This is a genomic window from Stenotrophomonas sp. 05L414_2 (assembly GCF_056397905.1).
This window is the reverse complement of record NZ_JBFTOJ010000030.1, coordinates 1-15326: the sequence shown is the minus strand read 5'-3', so window position 1 is coordinate 15326 and position 15326 is coordinate 1. Positions and strand designations below refer to the sequence as shown.

Sequence of the window (15326 nt, the reverse complement as noted above, 5' to 3'; positions counted from 1 at the left end):
TCTTGGGACGCAAAAACGCCACGGTCTCCCGTGGCGTTCGCATCTTCCCATCTGTTACTGAAGCCTCACCCCAGCAACTTCCGCACCTTCGTCAACGCAGCCATGAACCGCTCGATCTCTTCATGCGTGTTGTAGAACGCCAACGACGCACGGCAGGTCGCCGCCACGCCGTAGTACTGCAGCAGCGGATGCGCGCAGTGCTGGCCCGAGCGCACGGCCACACCTTCCAGATCCAGCAGGGTAGCCAGATCGTGCGCATGGGCGCCGTCGATCAGGAATGACACCACCGCGGCCTTTTCCGGCGCTTCGCCGATGATGCGCAGGCCGTCAACCCGGCGCAGCTCTTCGGTGAAGTGCGCCAGCAGCTCGGCTTCGCGCGCTTCCACGTGGTCCAGGCCGACGTTCTGCAGATAGTCCGCCGCCACGCCGAGGCCGATGAAACCGGCGATGTTGGGGGTGCCGGCTTCAAACTTGTGCGGGGCGTCGTTGAATACGGTGCCGTCGAAGCTGACTTCCTTGATCATCTCGCCGCCGCCCAGGAACGGCGGCATCGCGTCCAGATGCTCGCGACGCGCCCAGAGCGCACCGGTGCCGGTCGGGCCGCACATCTTGTGGCCGGTGATGGCGTAGAAGTCGCAGCCGATCGCGGTGACGTCGACCTTGCGGTGCGGTGCGGCCTGCGAGCCGTCGACCACGGTGACGATGCCGCGCTTGCGCGCTTCGCGGCAGATCTCGCGCACCGGGTTGATGGTGCCGAGTACGTTGGAGACATGGGCCACGGCCAGCAGCTTGACCTCGGCGGTCATCGCCGCGCGCAGCGCGTCCAGGTCCAGCGCGCCGTCGGGGGTGATCTCGGCCACGCGGATGGTCGCGCGGGTGCGCTGGGCGACCAGCTGCCACGGCACGATGTTGGCGTGGTGTTCCATGCGCGACACCAGGATCACGTCGCCGGCCTTCAGCCGGGGCAGGGCCCAGGAGTAGGCAACCAGATTGATCGCGAAGGTGGTGCCGCTGCACAGCACCAGGTCGTTGCTGCGCACGTTGAGGAAACGGGCCAGCTTGTTGCGTGCGCCTTCGTAGGCGTCGGTGGCCTCGGTACCCAGCGCATGCACGGCACGGCTGACGTTGGCGTTGTAGCGGCGGTAGAACTCGTCCACCGCGCCGATCACCTGCACCGGCTTCTGGCCGGTGTTGGCGTTGTCGAAATAGACCAGCGGCTTGCCGTGCACTTCGCGCATCAGCAGCGGGAAGTCCAGGCGCACGCGCGCCCAGTCGGGGGCGTCGGCGGGTGCTTCGATCGGTCGCGGGGTGGACAGGTTCATGCCACGCCCGCCTCGGCCAGGGCCTTGTCCAGCCGGCGTGCCAGCTGTTCGCGCAGCGCTTCGGGCAGCACCTTCAGCGGTTCGTGGCAGAACGCGGCGCTCAGCAGCGCCTGCGCCTGGGCCTGCGGCAGGCCGCGCGAGCGCAGGTAGAACAGCGCGTTGGCGTCGAGCTGGCCGACGGTGGCACCGTGTGCGGCCTTCACTTCGTCGGCGTCGATCACCAGCGTCGGCTGGGTATCGATCTCGGCGTCGGCCGACAGCAGCAGGTTCTTGTTGGACAGGTTGGCGTCGGTGCCATCGGCACCGGCACGGATCTGGATGCCGCCATGGAACACCACGCGGCTGCGGTTGGCGGCCACGCCACGCCACTGCAGCTCGGCGCTGGTGTCGCGGGCGATGTGGTCGATGCCCAGGCGGGTATCGACGTGGCGGCGACCRTTGCCGAGCAGCACGCCRTTGGCGGTCAGCTGGGCGTTGTCGCCTTCCAGGCGCACGTTCAGCTCATGGCGGCTGAGCGCGGCACCCAGCTCCAGGTCCACGCGGTGGTACTGCGCGTCCTTGGCCAGCACCGCGTCGGTACGCAGGAAGCTGGTCTGGCGCGCGCTGCCGGCCTGCACGCGGGCGTGCTTGAGCACCGCATCGCGGGCGACGTGGGCGTGCAGTACCGTGTTGTCCAGATGCGCCGAATCACCGACGCTGAAGCGGTGCTCGACCACGCCCAGGCTGGCGCCGGCACGCAGTTCGATCAGGTGGCGGTGGTGCCAGGCCAGATCGGTGTCGCCGGCCACGCTGGCGAATACCAGCTGCAGCGGCACCTCGACCTGCACGCCGTCGTCCACGCGCAGCACCACGCCTTCATCGGCGAGGGCRGCGTTGAGGCGGGCGAASACWTCGTCGCTGCGWTCGWARCGRCGGCCSAGGAAGCGCASGGCGTCMTCGCCRGCGGCCAGYGCSGAGGACARCGTCTSCAGCTGCACGCCGGCCGGCAGGCCCTGCACGTCGCTCAGCGCGTCGTTGAGGCGGCCATTGACGAACACCAGGCGCGGTGCCGGGATGTTCTCCAGCGCGGCGGCATCCAGCAGCGCCGGGGCCAACGGTGCGGCCGCAAAGCTGCGACGCTCCAGCTGGCGCAGCGAGGTGTACTTCCAGGTTTCGCTGCGTGCGCCGGGCAGGCCGTCGCGCAGCACGCTGTCGAGCACTTCGCGGCGCGCATCGCTGCCGCAGAAGGCCTGGGCCATGGAATCGAGCAGGGCGCTCATCAGACCGCCGCCTCGGGCACGACCCGGTCCTTCAGGAAGTCATAGCCGTGCGCTTCCAGTTCCAGCGCCAGTTCCGGGCCGCCGCTCTTGACGATGCGGCCATCGGCCAGCACGTGCACGACGTCCGGCTTGATGTAGTCCAGCAGGCGCTGGTAGTGGGTGATGACCAGGAACGAGCGGTCGGCGCTGCGCAGCGCGTTGACGCCGTCGGCCACGCTCTTCAGTGCATCGATGTCCAGGCCCGAATCGGTTTCGTCCAGGATCGCCAGCTTCGGCTCGAGCACGGCCAGCTGGAAGATCTCGTTGCGCTTCTTCTCGCCACCGGAGAAGCCTTCGTTGACGCCACGGTGCAGCAGTTCGTCCTTCAGGTGCAGCACGGCCAGCTTCTGCCGCACCAGCTTGAGGAACTGCATGGAATCCAGTTCTTCCTCGCCGCGCGCCTTGCGCTGTGCATTCAGCGCGGCGCGCAGGAAGTAGGTGTTGTTCACTCCGGGGATTTCCACCGGGTACTGGAATGCCAGGAACAGGCCGGCAGCGGCGCGCGCTTCCGGGTCCTGGTCGAGCAGGTTGACGCCTTCGAACTGCACGCTGCCTTCGCTGACCTCATAGCCGTCGCGGCCAGCCAGGACATTGCCCAGGGTGGACTTGCCGGCGCCGTTGGGGCCCATGATGGCGTGCACCTGGCCGGGCTTCACTTCCAGGGACAGGCCCTTGAGGATTTCCTTGTCGCCGATGCGGGCGTGGAGGTTTTCGATCTTCAGCATGATGGGGGTTTCCGTGGTGCGGGCCGGGGCCCGCCGGTAAAGAGAATGCGTTGTGCGAGGGCAGGGCGGGCGATCAGCCSACCGMRCCTTCCAGCGASACTTCCAGCAGCTTCTTGGCTTCCACCGCGAAYTCCATCGGCAGYTCGCGGAASACCTGCTTGCAGAAGCCGTCGACGATCATCGACACCGCGTCTTCCTGGCTGATGCCACGGGCGCGGCAGTAGAACAGCTGGTCGTCGGAGATCTTCGAGGTGGTGGCCTCATGCTCGACGGTGGCGCCGGGGTTCTTCACCTCGATGTAGGGGAAGGTGTGGGCGCCGCACTGCTTGCCGATCAGCAGCGAATCGCACTGGGTGTAGTTGCGCGCGCCGTCGGCATTGCGGTCCACCTTGACCAGGCCACGATAGGTGTTCTGGCCGCGGCCGGCGCTGATGCCCTTGCTGATGATCTTGCTCTTGGTGCGCTTGCCGACGTGGATCATCTTGGTGCCGGTGTCSGCCTGCTGGCGATGATGGGTCAGTGCCACCGAGTGGAACTCGCCGACCGAGTCGTCGCCCAGCAGCACGCAGGACGGGTACTTCCAGGTGATCGCCGAGCCGGTCTCGACCTGGGTCCAGGTGACCTTGCTGCGCGCGCCACGGCATTCGGCACGCTTGGTGACGAAGTTGTAGATGCCGCCGACGCCATTCTCATCGCCCGGGTACCAGTTCTGCACGGTGGAGTACTTGATCTCGGCATCGTCCAGCGTCACCAGCTCGACCACCGCCGCATGCAGCTGGTTCTCATCGCGCATCGGCGCGGTGCAGCCTTCCAGGTAGGACACGTACGCCTTCTCTTCGCAGATGATCAGCGTGCGCTCGAACTGGCCGGTGTGGCCGGCGTTGATGCGGAAGTAGGTGCTCAGTTCCATCGGGCAACGCACGCCCTTGGGAATGAACACGAAGCTGCCATCGGAGAACACCGCAGAATTGAGCGCGGCGAAGTAGTTGTCGCCCACCGGCACCACGGTGCCCAGGTACTGTTTGACCAGTTCCGGGTGCTCCTTGATGGCTTCGGACATCGAGCAGAACACGATGCCCTTTTCGGCCAGTTCCTTGCGGAAGGTGGTACCGACGGACACCGAGTCGAACACCGCGTCCACCGCTACGCCGGCCAGCTTGGCGCGCTCGTGCAGCGGCACGCCCAGCTTGTCGTAGGTGTCCAGCAGTTCCTTGGGCACGTCATCCAGCGAGGCGTACTTCGGGCCCTTCGGCGCGGAGTAGTAGCTGAGCGCCTGCAGGTCGATCGGGGCGATCTGCAGCTTGGCCCAGTTCGGCATCGGCATGGTCAGGAAGTGGCGGTAGGCGTCCAGGCGCCACTGCGTCATCCATTCCGGCTCTTCCTTCTTGGCCGACAGGGCGCGGATGGTGTCCTCGTCCAGGCCGGCGGGAAGGGAGTCCGACYCGATGTCCGTGATGAAGCCGGCCGAATACTTGCGGCCGAGCTGCTCATGGATCTCGCGGTTGGGGGTGTCGTCGCTGGCGACGGTTTCGATGGTTTCGGTGGCCATGGGGGGCTGCCTACGGATCAGGAGACGACGTCGACAGCGATGGTGCGGCGCTGTTCTTCGTCGACAAGGGGAAGAGGGGGCAGGATCTGCGCCAGGCTGACATCGCGCAGGGCCTCGGAGACCACGTCGTTGATCAGCCGCCAGCTGCTGCGCGCGCCGCACTTGGGCGCCATGCCGCACTGATGGTGGTCGTGGCTGCACTCGGTCAGGGCCAACGGCCCTTCCATGGCTTCAACCACTTCAAACAGCGAGATCTCGATCGATGGGCGGGTCAGCCGGTAACCGCCGCGGACGCCGCGCAGGCCTTCGACCAGGCCGGCCTGGGCCAGTGGCTTGAGCACCTTGCTGACGGTGGGCGGCTCCAGACCGGTGAATTCGGCCAGCTCGGTGGCACTGAGCACCTCGCCCGGACGGGCGGCGAGTACGGTCAGTACGACGGTGGCGTAATCGGTGAGCTTGGTGACGCGCAACATGGGATGCGAGTGGTTCTTAAAGCGGACTGAAATTGTACGCTTTTATTCGCCGGCATCCAACCCGGCCATTCAGCGGGCGCTTGGGCCCGGCCGGAGGGCAGTCGCCAAGGGCCGCCATCGGGGCGACATGCTGCGGCATGGGGGTGATTTTCGCAATCACCCGGAATGGGCGAGAATCAACGTTCCTTCCGCTGCAAACGTCTCTTGCCGATGCCCAAGAAGATCCAAGCCCGCAAGTCCGCCATCCACGGCAACGGTGTGTTTTCCGTGGCCCCGATCAAGCAGGGCGAGCGCGTGATCCAGTACAAGGGCCTGCTGCGCAGCCACGGCGATGTCGATGCCGATGACAGTGGCGACGTGGAAAGCGGCCATACCTTCCTGTTCACCCTCAACGACGACTGGGTGATCGATGCCAACTACAAGGGCAACGACGCGCGCTGGATCAACCACAGCTGCGACCCGAACTGCGAGGCGGTGATCGAGGAAGACGAAGACGGTGACAGCCGCGGCGACAAGGTCTTCATCGAGGCGCTGCGCGATATCAAGGCGGGCGAAGAGTTGACGTACAACTACGGCATCACCCTGGCCGAGCGCCACACGGCCAAGCTGAAGAAGATCTGGGAGTGCCGCTGTGGCTCGCCCAAGTGCACCGGCACGATGCTGCAGCCCAAGCGCTGATCCGGTAGCGCCGGGCCATGCCCGGCGAGCGCGAAGCGCGGGCGGAACCAGAAGCCGCCGGGCACGGCCCGGCGCTATCCGGGCGATTCTCCACCTGCCGTGCACGTGAGGGTCACCGCCGTTCAAGGGCCACTCGGCCACCCTGTGCGCTCCCCCCTATCTGGAGCACGACATGGCACAGCGTCTACGCGGCAAACAGATCGCCATCCTCGCCACGCATGGTTTCGAGCAGTCCGAACTGATCGAGCCCAAGCACCTGTTGGAAGCGGAGGGCGCGCGCGTGAGCGTGGTGTCGCCGGCCAAGGAGGCGAGCATCAAGGGCTGGAAGGACAAGGACTGGGGTGATTCGGTCGCCGTGGATCAACCACTGGATGGCGCCGACGCCGGCGGTTTCGATGCGCTGGTCTGCCCGGTGGCGTGATCAATCCGGACACCCTGCGCACCAACGAAGCAGTACTGGATTTCATCCGCAGCATGGCCGGTGCCGGCAAGCCGGTGGCCGCGATCTGCCACGGCCCCTGGCTGCTGATCAACAGCGGGCTGGCGGAGGGACACGAGGTCACCTCGTGGCCGTCGCTGCAGCAGGACCTGGCCAATGCCGGCGCGCGCTGGCGCGACGCGGAAGTGGTGGTGGACGGCAACCTGATCACCAGCCGCAAGCCCGATGACATTCCGGCCTTCAGCGAGGCGGTGGTGAAAGCGCTGGCGGCGTAATGCGGCGCTGGTAGTGCCGGCCGCTGGCCGGCACGTGCGTGAAAGGATTGCCGGCCAGCGGCCGGCACTACCTTATTTGCCGAGGATGCCCGCCGGCACCAGGTCGCCCAGGTTCTGGTTGAAGGTCACCACCAGCTTGCCGTTCTTCACCTGTGCCGACTGCACCTGCAGGGCGCCGAGCAGTCCGGCCACGGCCGGGTCCAGCTTGTAGATCGGTTCGCGCTGGGCGTAGTCGCTCAGCCATGCGTTCAGCAGGCCACGGGTCCGTGAATCGAGACGGCCACCCTGGCTGGCCGGAGTGAAGTCATCCACGCTCGGCTGCTGCAGGTGGAAGCCCTGGGTCTGCGCGTCATAGCGCAGGCCACTGCTGAGCTTCACCGTACCCAGCTTGGCCGGGTTGCCGCCGGCGGTGGCCAGCGCCACGTCCATGCCCAGGTTCAAGCGCTCGCCTGCGGGCAGGCTCAGCTGCGGGTGGCTCATGGTCAGCGCGATCAGGCCGCCCAGCGCGTCCTGCGTGCGCGGGAAGCTGCCGTCCAGATACTGCTGCACGTCGCTGGCGCCAACCGCCAGTTCGCGACCGGAGATCGAAGGGGCGGCCTGCGCACCGATCGCAGCAGCAATCAGCACGGTCGAGGCGGCTAGGCGGGTCATCAGGGAACGCAGGCGCATGGCGGTGACCGGAAGAAGGATCCAAGAGGCCTACAGAGTAGCTTTGCCCGCTGAATCGCGGGTACACACGGTTGCAACGGTTCAGTCCAGCGTTGGTTGCAGGCTGGCCGACTGGATCTGCCAGCTGCGGCCATCGGCGCTGGGCTGCACCCGGTACCAGCCGTGGTAGCGGAAGGTGCCGTTGGCGGTCACCGCGCGGATCTTCACTGGCACCTCCAGCAGGCGTGGCGGCTGCCCATCGTCGCGTGGCAACGCCACGTCACTGTCCAGGCGCAGGCTGCGCACGTCGGGCAGCAGGCGCAGCACGGCATCGTCGGCACGGCGCGGGTCGGCGGGGGCATAGGCCCAGGCTGCATCGCTGCGCGATGTGTTGCGGTTGAGCAGATCCAGCATGTAGCGGTTGAGCATCGCTGCGGGCGTTTCGCTGCCGTTGGCAACGGCGCCATACAGCGGATCGATGGCGATCGCGTCAACGGTAGCGGCCTGCGGTGCCGCTTTCGTCGTCGGCACCGACGGGGCGGTTGTGGCGGCGCTCGCGTCGCGCCCGGTGGCATCGACCGGGGGCGCCGGGTTCGAACACCCCGCCACAAGCAGCGGGATCAACAAGGAAATAAAACCGCGCATGTCTGCCTCCTCCCCGAGGCGACCTGAAAGGCGGCAGTGTAGCGGCCGGGGGCCGCTCAGCGCGAAGTGGTCAGCGCGAAGAGGGAAGCCGTTCCAGCGCGTCCAGCGCCGGCAGGACCTGCGCGGCGACCGCTGCCAGTGCATGGCCGTCGGTGTCGGCATGGCGCTGCACGATGTCACGCAGCAGCTGGGTGGCCACCACCAGGGTGGCACGTTCGTCACCGCTCAGGCCTGCCGTGCGCGGGGCCGATTCCAGCAGGCGCATCAGGTCGCGGCTGGCGCGGTGCTCCAGTTCGATGGTGCAGCGCCCGGTGCACTGGTGCCCGTCCTTTTCGATCGGGGTCACCGAGATCCGGTAGCGGGTGGAAGGGCTGGCCATGGGGGTGCTCGCGCTGGTGGGGAGGAATGGGACCACCATAGGCAAGGCGTCGGCCGGCGGCGATGGCCGGCGCTGCACGCAGTGTTCCACCCGGTTCGTTCCTGCGCTGGAAAAACAGCGGCGCGGCCATGGGCRGCGGGCCTGTGCGGGAAATTGCGTGGGCGCGGGAAACGCTGTGTTGCGGGGGCGCAGTGGACGGCATCCACGCATGGCGTGGATCTACTGCAGAGCGAGCGCGGATGCGGGGCAAAAAAAACGGGACGGCCAAGGCCGTCCCGTCAGGTATCCGCTGCAGGGCGCGCGCTTAGAGCGCAGCGTCCTTGAGCTTCTTCAGCGGGCGAACCTTGAGCTTGGTGGTGGCCGGCTTGGCGGCGAACCACTGCTCTTCCTTGGTGAACGGGTTGATGCCCTTGCGCTTCGGCTTGGCCGGCACATTGACGGTGGTGATCTTCAGCAGGCCCGGCAGGGTGAACGAGCCGGCGCCCTTCTTGTGCACCGAGGAAGCGACAGCGCCTTCCAGCGAGGCCAGCACAGCGCGGACGTCCTTGGCAACAACGCCGGAGACTTCAGCGATGTGTGCAACCAGGCCCGACTTGGTCAGCACTTCCTTGATCGGCTTCGGAGCGGCCGGCTTGGCGGCTGCCTTCGTCGCGACTTTCTTCACTGCCTTCTTCGGGGCAGCCTTCTTAGCGGTCTTTGCCATGGTTTCCTGTTCCGTGAACGGTTGGTTGTTTGGTCGGCGCCGAACCCCGTCGGCAAGCGCAATGTAGGGCAACTCTTGGGCGCCGCCAATAGCCTGGAGCGCTGAAAGTGCATGTTTTTTCATATCCAGGCCGATTCAGTACATGGCCGGCAGTAGGGGGAGCGGGTGCGGTGGTGCGCTGCACCGCAGTGTCGGTGATTGCGACTGGATGGGCGAAATGACTGAAAACAAGGGGGAAATCGCCAGATTGCTGGCGAAGAAGTGTCCAGTCGTCGGCTCGGGACAGGCGCGCCGCATGCGGCGGGGCGACGCAGGGCTAACGCGGCGCGTGCCAGGGTATTGGTTCATCACAGCCACAACGGAGCAGGACATGGGAATCTCGCGACACGCTACCGCGCATTGGGAAGGCGACCTGAAGTCGGGCAAGGGCCAGTTGAGCACGCCGCAGAGTGGTCTTCTGGACAAGACCCGCTACGGCTTCAACAGCCGTTTCGGTGATGAAAAGGGCACCAATCCCGAAGAACTGATCGCTGCCGCGCACGCCGGTTGTTTCACCATGGCGCTGTCGGCCAAGCTCGGCGAGGCAGGCTTTACCCCGACCTCGCTGGATACCGAAGCCAAGGTCGATCTGTCGATGGAAGGCGGCCCGCAGCTGTCGCAGATCCGGCTGAAAGTGAAGGCGGTTGTGCCGGGAATCGAGGCGACGCAGTTCCGCGCGATCGCTGATGACGCCAAGCAGAACTGCCCGGTTTCCAAGGCGCTGAGCGCGGTGCCGATCAGCCTGGAAGCCGAACTGGGCTGAGAAGGTAGTGCCGGCCGCTGGCCGGCAACCACATGAAACCGGGTATAAGGTGGCAGCCGGCCAGCGGCCGGCTCTACCGCCTTGCGTTCACCAATCGATGGTGCCGGAAATCACCGTCTGCACCTGGCCGCCGGACCAGACCTCGCCCTCTTCATCGACCAGCAGCGTCAGCCGCGCATCGTGGCCGACTTCGCGTCCCTGGCTGACGTCGAAGGGCTGGCGGCCGCGCGGAAGGGCGTCGCGCAGGTCCAGCCAGGCCGCCAGCACAGCGTTGGCCGCGCCAGAAGCAGCATCCTCGAAGCGGCGCCCATTGCCGACGAAAGCGCGCACGGCCAGGTCGTAACCATCGCTGCCATCGGCAAAGGCATAGGCGAACACGCCCATGCTGTCGGTCGATTCAGCCAGCGTGGCGATCGCATCCCAGTCCGGGTGCAGGGCGCGCAACGCGGCCTCATCCGCGACCTCTACGACCCACCAGCTGCGGCCACCCTGCATGCGGGCCGGTGGCAGCGAACCCAGCGGCCAGGTGTGCAATGCGGCCTGCAGGCGTGGGTCATCGGTGGCGGCGATCTCGGCCAGCTGCGCACGGGGCGTGCGGATGGCGATGCGCTGCTGCGCGCCTTCGCCGGTCACGCGCAGTGGCAGCGCACCGGCGATGCCGTCCTGAACCAGTACCCCGTCGACCGGCATGGCCAAGCCCGCCTGCAGCACCGCGTGGGCGGTGCCGACGCTGGGATGGCCGGCGAACGGCACTTCCTTCTGCGGGCTGAACATGCGCAGCCGATAGCTGGTGCCGGCCGTCTGTGCCGGGAACACAAACGTCGTTTCGGGCAGGCGGGTCCAGCGGGCGATGGCCTGCATCGCTGCATCGTCCAGGCCTTCGGCATCGAGCACGACGGCCAGCGGATTGCCGGCGCCCGGGCGCGGGGAAAACACATCCAGCTGCAGGAAACGGCGGGTGGTCATCGGGCAGGAACTCCAGGAAACAGGCGGCATAGGGTAGCGCGGGGCCATGCCCCGCGAGCGCGCAGCGCGGCAGGCCGCCGGGCTTGGCCCGGCGCTACCAGGTGATGTTGCCGTCGATCACCAGCTGCACCTGGCCGCCGATCCACACCGTGTCCTGCGCATCCACAGTGACCTGGACGCGGCCGTCGCGGCCGACCTCGCGGCCCTGGCTGGCCACGTAGCTCCCGTCCTTGCCGGGCAGGGCGTTGCGCTGCCGCAGCCAGGCGCCGATCAGCGCGTTGGCGCTGCCGGTCACCGGGTCTTCCGGCACGTTGGGCGCATCGGCGGGGCAGAACGCGCGCACCACCAGGTCGTGCCCGGTATCGGCTTCGAGCGCGAACACGGCGATGCCGAGCGCGTCGGTGGCAATGCTCCAGTCGCGCAGGGCCGCCATGTCCGGTGCCAGCGTGCGTACGGCCTCGGCGTCGCGCAGCGGCAGCAGCCACCAGCGCGGGCCGTTGTCCCACAGCTCGGCGCGCTGGCCCTCGGCGGCAGCAGCGCGCAGGGCGTCAGGAATGTCGCCTGGCAGAGCCGGCAGCGGCCGTGCCTCTGGGCTCGCCAGGCGGATGGTGGGCGCGTTGGCTGGCCCGGTGACCTRCACCGGCAGCAGGCCGGCCGCGCACTGCTGCACCAGGGCCCCGTCGCGTGGCTGCACCAGGCCGCAGGTGACCGCAGCCCAGGCGGCGCCCACGCTGGGGTGCCCGGCGAAGGGCAGCTCGCTGGCAGGGGTGAAGATGCGCACGTGGTAGTCGGCGCCGGCAGCGGTGGGGCGAAGGAAGAATACGGTCTCGGACAGGTTCAGCCAGGCGGCCAGGGCCTGCATGCGGTCGGTGGACAGTCCATCAGCGTCGAACACGACACCGAGCGGGTTGCCGGTACCGGGCTGGTGGGCGAAGACATCGAGCTGCAGGTAGCGGTAGGCGGTCATTGACGGGTGTATTGGGCTTAGAATCGAAGGTTCCGCCCCCTCGGGCGGCTTCCCCACATTACACATAGCCTATCCATGTCAGCTTCCCCCCTTGTCGATCGTTGGATCGTACTGAAGTTCGGCGGCACCTCGGTGTCGCGTCGCCACCGCTGGGACACGATCGGGAAGCTGGCGAAAAAACGGGCCGAAGAGACCGGTTCGCGCGTTCTGGTGGTGGTTTCGGCGCTGTCCGGGGTCACCAATGAACTGACCGCGATTGCCGATGGCGCGCCGGACAGCCGCGATCGCGTGGCGGCGCTGGTCGAACGCCACCAGGCCTTCCTGGACGAGCTGGGCCTGGGCGCGGAGGTGCTGGCCGAGCGGCTGGCCGCGCTGCAGGGCCTGCTGGACGACCCGCGTGCGCCAAGCCGTCCTCTGGACTGGCAGGCCGAAGTGCTCGGCCAGGGTGAACTGCTGTCTTCCAGCCTGGGCGCGGCCTACCTGCGTGCCAGCGGCCTGGATTTCGGCTGGATGGATGCGCGCCAGTGGCTGGACGCGCTGCCGCCGCAGCCGAACCAGAGCGACTGGTCGCAGCGCCTGTCGGTGAACTGCCAGTGGCGTGCCGATGCGGAATGGGCGCAGCGCTTCCGCGCGCAGCCCACGCGCATGCTGATCACCCAGGGGTTCATCTCGCGTCACGCCGACGGTGGCACTGCCATCCTCGGCCGCGGCGGCTCGGATACCTCGGCGGCATACTTCGGTGCGCTGCTCGGCGCCAGCCGCGTGGAGATCTGGACCGATGTGCCCGGCATGTTCAGCGCCAATCCCAAGGACGTGCCGGACGCGCGCCTGTTGACCCGCCTGGACTATTACGAAGCGCAGGAAATCGCCACCACCGGTGCGAAGGTGCTGCACCCGCGCTCGATCAAGCCGTGCCGCGATGCGGGCGTGCCGATGGCGATCCTCGATACCGAGCGTCCGGAGCTGCCGGGCACCAGCATCGACGGCAATGCCGCGCCGGTGCCCGGAGTGAAGGCAATCAGCCGTCGCAACGGTATCGTGCTGGTGTCGATGGAAGGCATCGGCATGTGGCAGCAGGTCGGCTTCCTCGCCGATGTATTCGGCTTGTTCAAGAAGCACGGCCTGTCGGTGGACCTGATCGGTTCGGCCGAGACCAACGTCACCGTATCGCTGGATCCGTCCGAGAACCTGGTCAACACCGATGTGCTGGCCGCGCTGTCGGCCGACCTGTCGCAGATCTGCAAGGTCAAGGTGATCGTGCCGTGCGCGGCGATCACCCTGGTCGGCCTGGGCATGCGCTCGCTGCTGCACAAGCTGTCGGACGTGTGGGCGACCTTCGGTCGTGAGCGCGTGCACATGATCTCGCAGTCGTCCAACGACCTGAACCTGACCTTCGTCATCGACGAAGCCGATGCCGATGGCCTGCTGCCGATCCTGCACGCCGAACTGATCGACAGCGGCGCGATGCCGGTGGAAGAGACCGAAGTGTTCGGCCCGCGCTGGCGCGAAATCGCCGGCACCGTGCGTCCGCGTGGTACGCCGTGGTGGCGCGGCCAGCGTGCGCACCTGCTGCAGCTGGCCGATGYCGGCACCCCGCGCTACGTCTACCACCTGCCGACGGTGCGGGCGCGTGCCCGCGCGCTGGCGGCGATCAAGCCGATCGACCAGCGATACTACGCGATCAAGGCCAACAGCCATCCGGCCATCCTGCAGTTGCTGGAGGCCGAAGGTTTCGGCCTGGAGTGCGTGTCGCACGGTGAGCTGAAGCATGTGTTCCAGGCCATTCCGGAACTGTCGCCCAAGCGCGTGCTGTTCACTCCCAGCTTCTGCCCGCGCAGCGAGTACGAAGCGGCGTTCGCGCTGGGCGTGACCGTCACTGTCGACAACGTGGAAGCCCTGCAACGCTGGCCGGACCTGTTCCGCAACCGCGAACTGTGGCTGCGCGTGGACCTGGGCCGTGGCGAAGGCCACCACGCCAAGGTCCGCACCGGTGGCAAGGAATCCAAGTTCGGCCTGCCGATCGCGCGCGTGGACGAGTTCGTGCGCGCGGCCACCGAGCTGGGCACCCGCGTGGTCGGCCTGCATGCGCACCTTGGCAGCGGCGTGGAAACCGCCCAGCACTGGCGCCTGATGTGCGATGAGCTGGCGGGCTTCGCGCGCCGCATCGGCAGCGTGCACACCATCGACATCGGTGGTGGCCTGCCGATCCCGTACAGCGAGGAAGACGAGCCGTTCGACCTGGATGCCTGGGCCGAGGGCCTGGCCGAGGTCAAGGCGCTGCATCCGGCGTTCCGCCTGGCGATCGAGCCGGGCCGCTTCCTGGTGGCCGAATCGGGCGTGCTGCTGACCCACGCCACCCAGGTGGTGGAGAAGGATGGCGTGCGCCGCGTCGGCCTGGATGCCGGCATGAACACGCTGATGCGCCCGGCCCTGTACGACGCCTGGCACGACATCGAGAACCTCAGCCGCCAGGGCGGTTACGCCGAAGCGGCGTTCGATGTGGTCGGCCCGATCTGCGAATCCAGCGATGTGTTCGGCAAGCGCCGCAAGCTGCCGGTGTCGACCGCGCCGGATGATGTGATGCTGATCGCCGACGCCGGTGCCTACGGCTATGTGATGTCCAACACCTACAACCAGCGGGCGATGCCGCGCGAAGACGTGATCGAATGATCGCCGCCTTCCGCGCCCTGCACCCGCCCACCGACACGTCCCGCGCCTGCGCGCGGGCACGTGCCTGACCGTGCTTGAACTGGATTCACCATGACTGCTTTCGATAAACACCAGGTTTCCCGCTTCCGYTTCGTSCGCTGCGAWTTCGCYGCSGACACCGGCGTGGCCAAGCTGGTCTACGCCTTCGATGACGGCCCGGAAATGGTGGAAACCGTTACCGTGCCCGGCGCTCCGTTCGTGCTGGAACCGGCCCGTGCCGATGCCGTGCAGCGCGCGCTGCGGCTGCTGCACCTGATTGCCGGTGTGAGCTACTACAAGGCCGGCGTGCCCGATACGGTCAGCATCGACAGCTACAGCATCGATGCCGATACCGCAGCGCTGGTGGAGACCATCTACCTCAACGGCCTGGGCGAATTCGCTTACCGCAACGGCCTGAACCTGCGTGGGCGCTTCCGCCTGCCGGTGCAGGGCGAAACGGTGCAGGCACCGGTGCTGGGCCTGCAATCGCACGCGCTGGTCGCCATCGGCGGCGGCAAGGATTCGCTGGTCAGCATCGAAGCGCTGCGCCGCGCCGGCGTGGACGAGACGGTGACCTGGATCGGGGGTTCGCAGTTGATCCGTGCCTGTGCCGAGCGCACCGGGCTGCCGACGTTGAACCTGGGCCGCGCGCTGGCGCCGGAGCTGTTCGAACTCAACCGCCAGGGCGCATGGAACGGGCACATCCCGGTCACCGTGGTGAACTCGGCGATCATGGTGCTGGCTGCGCTGCTGCACGGTGTGGACCAGG

General features: G+C 67.3%; 15 protein-coding genes and 1 pseudogene. 5 read left to right on the top strand and 11 right to left on the bottom strand.

Annotation, left to right across the window (positions count from 1 at the left end; translation table 11 throughout):
- Positions 1–65 precede the first annotated feature (65 nt).
- The 5 genes from AC1DJN_RS06370 to AC1DJN_RS06350 all read right to left on the bottom strand — a co-directional run bounded on the left by AC1DJN_RS06370 (position 66) and on the right by AC1DJN_RS06350 (position 5367).
- The gene (locus tag AC1DJN_RS06370) at positions 66–1322 is read right to left on the bottom strand and encodes a cysteine desulfurase (RefSeq protein ID WP_442252062.1); all 1257 of its coding nucleotides are present in this window, start codon (positions 1320–1322) and stop codon (positions 66–68) included.
- A complete protein-coding gene (gene sufD / locus AC1DJN_RS06365; protein WP_478038999.1) occupies positions 1319–2581 on the bottom strand; it encodes a Fe-S cluster assembly protein SufD in 1263 nt (420 codons plus the stop codon). Before sufD ends, AC1DJN_RS06370 begins: the two co-directional genes overlap by 4 nt.
- Positions 2581–3345 carry a Fe-S cluster assembly ATPase SufC gene (sufC, locus tag AC1DJN_RS06360; protein WP_032975854.1) on the bottom strand — a complete coding sequence of 255 codons (765 nt, stop codon included), beginning with the start codon at positions 3343–3345 and terminating at the stop codon, positions 2581–2583. The genes sufD and sufC overlap by 1 nt, the downstream gene beginning before the upstream one ends.
- Before the next feature lie 73 nt (positions 3346–3418).
- Positions 3419–4894 (bottom strand): Fe-S cluster assembly protein SufB, encoded by a 1476-nt coding sequence (sufB, locus tag AC1DJN_RS06355; protein ID WP_478038998.1) that lies wholly within the window; start codon positions 4892–4894, stop codon positions 3419–3421.
- Positions 4895–4911: 17 nt separating this feature from the next.
- Complete coding sequence (locus AC1DJN_RS06350) at positions 4912–5367, bottom strand: SUF system Fe-S cluster assembly regulator (protein ID WP_025873978.1); 456 nt, start codon at positions 5365–5367, stop codon at positions 4912–4914.
- Between the two features lie 210 nt (positions 5368–5577).
- On the opposite strand from AC1DJN_RS06350, the gene AC1DJN_RS06345 reads away from it, so the two are divergent.
- Together AC1DJN_RS06345 and AC1DJN_RS06340 are read left to right on the top strand one after the other, a co-directional pair.
- Positions 5578–6045, top strand: coding sequence for an SET domain-containing protein (locus AC1DJN_RS06345; RefSeq protein WP_010483549.1), 468 nt, complete (start codon positions 5578–5580; stop codon positions 6043–6045).
- Between the two features lie 172 nt (positions 6046–6217).
- A pseudogene (locus AC1DJN_RS06340) lies at positions 6218–6759 on the top strand (type 1 glutamine amidotransferase domain-containing protein).
- Between the two features lie 72 nt (positions 6760–6831).
- On the opposite strand, the gene AC1DJN_RS06335 reads toward AC1DJN_RS06340, so the two are convergent.
- The 4 genes from AC1DJN_RS06335 to AC1DJN_RS06320 all read right to left on the bottom strand — a co-directional run bounded on the left by AC1DJN_RS06335 (position 6832) and on the right by AC1DJN_RS06320 (position 9134).
- Entirely contained in the window at positions 6832–7428 is a 597-nt protein-coding gene (locus AC1DJN_RS06335) for a YceB family lipoprotein (protein ID WP_025873976.1), read from the bottom strand.
- 81 nt (positions 7429–7509) lie between these two features.
- On the bottom strand, positions 7510–8052 hold the full coding sequence (locus AC1DJN_RS06330) for a hypothetical protein (protein ID WP_032975858.1): 543 nt from the start codon (positions 8050–8052) through the stop codon (positions 7510–7512).
- Between the two features lie 70 nt (positions 8053–8122).
- On the bottom strand, positions 8123–8431 hold the full coding sequence (locus AC1DJN_RS06325; protein ID WP_032975859.1) for a DUF3861 family protein: 309 nt from the start codon (positions 8429–8431) through the stop codon (positions 8123–8125).
- 304 nt (positions 8432–8735) lie between these two features.
- Positions 8736–9134, bottom strand: coding sequence for an HU family DNA-binding protein (locus AC1DJN_RS06320; protein WP_025873973.1), 399 nt, complete (start codon positions 9132–9134; stop codon positions 8736–8738).
- Between the two features lie 370 nt (positions 9135–9504).
- Here AC1DJN_RS06320 and AC1DJN_RS06315 point away from each other — a divergent pair, with 370 nt between their 5' ends.
- On the top strand, positions 9505–9936 hold the full coding sequence (locus AC1DJN_RS06315) for an OsmC family protein (RefSeq protein WP_025873972.1): 432 nt from the start codon (positions 9505–9507) through the stop codon (positions 9934–9936).
- An 87-nt stretch (positions 9937–10023) separates the two neighbouring features.
- Here AC1DJN_RS06315 and AC1DJN_RS06310 read toward each other — a convergent pair whose 3' ends face one another.
- Both AC1DJN_RS06310 and AC1DJN_RS06305 read right to left on the bottom strand, forming a co-directional pair.
- Entirely contained in the window at positions 10024–10902 is an 879-nt protein-coding gene (locus tag AC1DJN_RS06310) for a PhzF family phenazine biosynthesis protein (RefSeq protein WP_309909792.1), read from the bottom strand.
- Between the two features lie 94 nt (positions 10903–10996).
- Positions 10997–11869 carry a PhzF family phenazine biosynthesis protein gene (locus AC1DJN_RS06305; RefSeq protein WP_478038997.1) on the bottom strand — a complete coding sequence of 291 codons (873 nt, stop codon included), beginning with the start codon at positions 11867–11869 and terminating at the stop codon, positions 10997–10999.
- 75 nt (positions 11870–11944) lie between these two features.
- Here AC1DJN_RS06305 and AC1DJN_RS06300 point away from each other — a divergent pair, with 75 nt between their 5' ends.
- Together AC1DJN_RS06300 and AC1DJN_RS06295 are read left to right on the top strand one after the other, a co-directional pair.
- Positions 11945–14539 carry a bifunctional aspartate kinase/diaminopimelate decarboxylase gene (locus tag AC1DJN_RS06300; RefSeq protein WP_478038996.1) on the top strand — a complete coding sequence of 865 codons (2595 nt, stop codon included), beginning with the start codon at positions 11945–11947 and terminating at the stop codon, positions 14537–14539.
- 90 nt (positions 14540–14629) lie between these two features.
- Positions 14630–15326 (top strand): MurL-like N-terminal domain-containing (locus tag AC1DJN_RS06295; RefSeq protein WP_478038995.1); only part of this gene is annotated, 697 nt, incomplete at its 3' end.

Coding starts and splice junctions, on each gene's coding strand:
- AC1DJN_RS06370 (WP_442252062.1), bottom strand. CDS start 1,322: ATGAACCTGTCCACCCCGCGACCGATCGAAGCACCCGCCGACGCCCCC.
- sufC (WP_032975854.1), bottom strand. CDS start 3,345: ATGCTGAAGATCGAAAACCTCCACGCCCGCATCGGCGACAAGGAAATC.
- AC1DJN_RS06350 (WP_025873978.1), bottom strand. CDS start 5,367: ATGTTGCGCGTCACCAAGCTCACCGATTACGCCACCGTCGTACTGACC.
- AC1DJN_RS06345 (WP_010483549.1), top strand. CDS start 5,578: ATGCCCAAGAAGATCCAAGCCCGCAAGTCCGCCATCCACGGCAACGGT.
- AC1DJN_RS06335 (WP_025873976.1), bottom strand. CDS start 7,428: ATGCGCCTGCGTTCCCTGATGACCCGCCTAGCCGCCTCGACCGTGCTG.
- AC1DJN_RS06330 (WP_032975858.1), bottom strand. CDS start 8,052: ATGCGCGGTTTTATTTCCTTGTTGATCCCGCTGCTTGTGGCGGGGTGT.
- AC1DJN_RS06325 (WP_032975859.1), bottom strand. CDS start 8,431: ATGGCCAGCCCTTCCACCCGCTACCGGATCTCGGTGACCCCGATCGAA.
- AC1DJN_RS06320 (WP_025873973.1), bottom strand. CDS start 9,134: ATGGCAAAGACCGCTAAGAAGGCTGCCCCGAAGAAGGCAGTGAAGAAA.
- AC1DJN_RS06315 (WP_025873972.1), top strand. CDS start 9,505: ATGGGAATCTCGCGACACGCTACCGCGCATTGGGAAGGCGACCTGAAG.
- AC1DJN_RS06310 (WP_309909792.1), bottom strand. CDS start 10,902: ATGACCACCCGCCGTTTCCTGCAGCTGGATGTGTTTTCCCCGCGCCCG.